This window comes from Burkholderia sp. E168m23 (assembly GCF_016586125.1).
GTDB lineage: Bacteria > Pseudomonadota > Gammaproteobacteria > Burkholderiales > Burkholderiaceae > Burkholderia > Burkholderia orbicola.
This window is the reverse complement of record NZ_BCPP01000689.1, coordinates 1-3,919: the sequence shown is the minus strand read 5'-3', so window position 1 is coordinate 3,919 and position 3,919 is coordinate 1. Positions and strand designations below refer to the sequence as shown.

Sequence of the window (3,919 nt, the reverse complement as noted above, 5' to 3'; positions counted from 1 at the left end):
CCGGGCGCGCTGCGCGCGCTGGAAGAAATCGCCGACGATCGGCAGCGCGCTGTGCGCGCCCTGCCCCCAGTAATCGCTGCGCAGCGTCACGCGGCCGTCGTCGAACCCGACCCACGCGCCGGCGACGAGGCCCGGCTGCATCAGGATGAACCAGCCGTCCGCGTTGTCCTGCGTCGTGCCGGTCTTGCCGGCCACGTCGCCGTGGATGCCGAAGCGCGTGCGGATGCTGCCGCCCGTGCCGCGCGTCACGACATCGCGCATCACGTCGAGCAGCGTCTTGTCGGTTTCGGCATCGAGCGCACGCTCGGGCGGCGCCGGTGCGTATTCGGCGAGCACCTCGCCCTGGCGGTTCTCGATACGCGTCACCATCTGCGGCTCGACGTACAGCCCGCCGTTCGCGATCGTCGCGTACGACGCGACCATTTCCTTCAGCGTGACCGGGCTCGTGCCGAGCGCGAGCGACGGCACGCGTTCGAGCGGGCTTTCGCGCACGCCCATGTCGCGCGCCAGCCGCGCGACGGCGCCCGGCCCGACCTTCTCCATCACCTGCGCGGTGATCCGGTTGCGCGACAGCGCGACGGCGTCGCGCAGCGTCATCGGTTTGCCGGTCGGCGGCACGTCGTCGTTCGGCCGCCAGATCTCGCCGCCCTTCAGCGGGATCTCGACCGGTTGATCGATGAACGTATCCTCCGGCTTCATCCCGTTCGCGAATGCGGCGCCATAGACGAACGGCTTGAACGTCGAGCCCGGCTGGCGCCGCGCCTGCGCGACGTGGTCGAACGGCTCGCGGGTGAAGTCGCGGCTGCCGACCCACGCGCGGATCTGCCCGTCACGCGGATCGATCGCGAGGAAGCCGGCCTGCACGTCGGTCTTCGCCTTGCACAGCGCGCGCAGGAAGCCGCGGTCGGCCGCGAGCATCTTCATCGCCGCCGCGTCGTCCTTGCCGGCGTCCTGCGCGGCCTTGTACTCGGGCGATTCGCGCATGAAGGTGCGGAACACCTCGTTGTCGGTGCCGCAGCCGTCGCGGCCGCTCCACGCGTTGTTCGCGATGCCCTGCAACTGATTGCCCTGCAGCGTGAGCGCCTGCGTCGCCATCTGCTGGAGCCGCGAGTCGATCGTCGTGCGTACGATCAGCCCGTCCGAGTAGATGTTGTAGTCGTTGCGGTCGGCCCACGCGATCAGCCATTTGCGCAACTGCTGCGCGAAATGCGGCGCCGGCCCGGGCGGCTCCTTCTGGCGCTCGAAGTCGATGCGCAGCGGGCGGCGCTGCAACTGCGCGAACTGCGCCGGCGACAGCTTGCCGTACTTCACCATCTGGCCGAGCACCGTGTTGCGCCGCTGCAGCGCGCGTTCGGGGTTCAGCACCGGGTTGTAGTAGCTGTTGCCCTTCAGCATCCCGACGAGCGTCGCGCTGTCGAGCACGTCGAGTTCGTCGGCCGACTTGTCGAAATAGGTGCGCGCGGCCATCTCGACGCCGTACGCGTTGTACAGGAACGGCACCGTGTTCAGATAGGTCTCGAGGATCTGGTCCTTGCTGTAGACGGCCTCGATCTTCAGCGCGGTGATCGCCTCCTTCACCTTGCGCGTGAGCGTCGGCGCGCGGCCGATCTCGTCCGGATACAGGTTGCGCGCGAGCTGCTGCGTGATCGTCGAGCCGCCCTGGCGGCTGCCCGAGAACGTATGCAGCGCGGCCGACGCCGTGCGTTTCCAGTCGAGGCCGTGGTGTTTGTAGAAGCGGTGATCCTCGGTGGCGATCAGCGCGTCGACCATGCGCGGCGAAATCTGCTTGAGCGGTACCCATTCGCGGTTCGACGGCCTGAATTCGGCCAGCAGCTTGCCGTCGGCCGACAGCACCTGCGCGGGCTGGTCGACGCGCGCCTTGCGGATGTCGCCGATCCCCGGCGTGAACGGGATGAGCACGACCACGTACGCCGCGAACAGCGCCGGCACGGCGGCGGCCGCGAGCAGCACGCCACGGCGTGTCGGGTGGCGGACATGGTGCCACGCGGTGGCGGCGAGAGGCTCGGCTCGCGCGACGGCGGCCGCCGCGGCGGATTGGGCGCGCGCGACCCATCTGGCACACAAGGCACGCACTGACGACACGTTTCGGCGATTCACGCGGGTGGGGCTCGGCTGAAAAGGCTGCATCGTACCAAACTCGCGCGGCCGGCCTGCCCGCTGCGGCCTTGCGCCGGCATACGTGGTGCGGTGTCGCGACGGCGCTCACGCAAAAAAGGCGCGTGCCCGGCAACCGGAACGACGCGCCAAACCTGGTACGACAACCTGAACGCCGCGCGACGGGGACACGACGGGACGCGACAGCGGCGCGGCTGGGGCCGCGGCTCAGCGCACGAGAAATCCGTACGTGAGCGGATCGCGTTCGTCGACGATCCAGTTCGCGAACCCGCAGATATGCGCACTGCCTTCCACTTCCGGGATCACGGCCGGAAAGTCGCCGACCGTCGTTTCGCGCAGCACGCGCCCCTTGAAGACCGTGCCGACGATCGATTCGTTGACGAGCGTGTCGCCGGCCGCGAGCAGCCCGCGCTGGTAGAGCTGCGCGACGCGCCCGCCGGTGCCGGAGCCGGTCGGCGAGCGGTCGACTTCGCGATCCGCGAACACGCAGCAGTTCGCCTGCGTCGAGCCCGCATGGCGCGGCGCGTTCGCGATGATCGTGCCGTAGATATGGTTGATTTCCGGGATCTCCGGATGGACGACCGGATAGGTCGCGTTCGCGGCCGCCTTCACTTCCGCGCCGAAGCGGATCAGCTTCTCGACCGCGGATTCGCGCACCGGCAGGTCGAACGGCGCGCCGTCGACATAGAAATAGAACGCGCCGCCATACGCGATGTCGCCGGTCACGGTGCCGAACGATGGCGTGTCGACCGACACGTCGCGTCGCCAGATGAACGACGGCACGTTGACGAAACGCACCGGCCCCGCGTGCTCGCCGTCCCACTGGACGAACGCCTCGATGAAGCCGCACGGCGCGTCGATGCCGACCCGCGTTTCCGGCACGGTGCGCTGCACCCAGCCGAGTTCGACGGCCGCGGTCGACAACGCGATCACGCCGTGGCCGCAATGGTCGCTGTAGCCTTCGTTGTGCACGAAGATCACGCCGAAATCGGCATTCGGCGAGACCGGCTCGGTCAGATAGCCGCCGTACATGTCGGCGTGGCCGCGCGGTTCGAACATCAGCGCGCGGCGGATCTCGTCGGCGTGCGCCTTGAGCCACGCACGACGCTGGACGATCGTGTCGCCGGGCAGGCGCGGCAGCCCGCTCGTGACGATGCGGAACGCCTCGCCGCCGGTGTGCACTTCGACGGTGGACAGGGATCGGGAAATTTTCATGGTCGATCGGATGCGTTGAAACGAAGGACGGCGGCCGGGCCGCCGTCCGGTGACGGGCCGTGTGGGCCGTCGGGCAATTACTTCGCGTACGGTTCCGGCAGCCCGTTGCGGATCACGTAGACGGTGGTCGGCGCGCCTTTCAGGTCGCCGTTCGCGTCGAACGAATAGGTGCCCGCGACGCCCGCGTAGTTCGACTTCGCGAGCTGCGCGCTCAGCTTCGCCTTGTCGGTGGTCGTGCCGGCCTTGACCATCGCGTCGGCGAGCAGCTTCATCCCGTCGTAGTAATTGACGCCGTAGACCTGCGTATCGGTGTGATAGGTGTCGTGGTACTTCTTCAGGAATTCGCGGCCGGCCGCCGTCTTCTCGAGCGCGACCCCGCCCTGCGCGCAGTAGACGATCGACGCCGCGTCGCCCGCGACCTTGCCCATGTCGGCCGAGCAGATGCCGTCGCCGCCGAGCAGCTTCGCGCGCAAGCCCCGCTGCTTCATCTGCTTGGCCATCGGCGCGCCCTGCGCCGCATAGCCGCCGAGGAAGATCACGTCGGGGTTGCCGGCCTTGATCTTGGTGA

The 3,919-nt window shown here is 68.7% G+C and carries 3 protein-coding genes; all 3 read right to left on the bottom strand.

Features of this window, described 5'->3' with window-relative positions:
- Positions 1–2,148: penicillin-binding protein 1A (locus JMF90_RS27550; protein ID WP_201325671.1), on the bottom strand; the 2,148-nt coding region annotated here is incomplete at its 3' end.
- A gap of 195 nt (positions 2,149–2,343) precedes the next feature.
- Positions 2,344–3,351, bottom strand: coding sequence for a trans-3-hydroxy-L-proline dehydratase (gene lhpH, locus JMF90_RS27545; protein ID WP_011547736.1), 1,008 nt, complete (start codon positions 3,349–3,351; stop codon positions 2,344–2,346).
- Positions 3,352–3,428: 77 nt separating this feature from the next.
- On the bottom strand, positions 3,429–3,919 hold a 491-nt coding region (locus JMF90_RS27540), incomplete at its 5' end, for a branched-chain amino acid ABC transporter substrate-binding protein (protein WP_201325670.1).

What these genes read in the sequence shown, in the direction of transcription:
- lhpH (WP_011547736.1), bottom strand. Translation starts at nt 3,351, where the DNA reads ATGAAAATTTCCCGATCCCTGTCCACCGTCGAAGTGCACACCGGCGGC.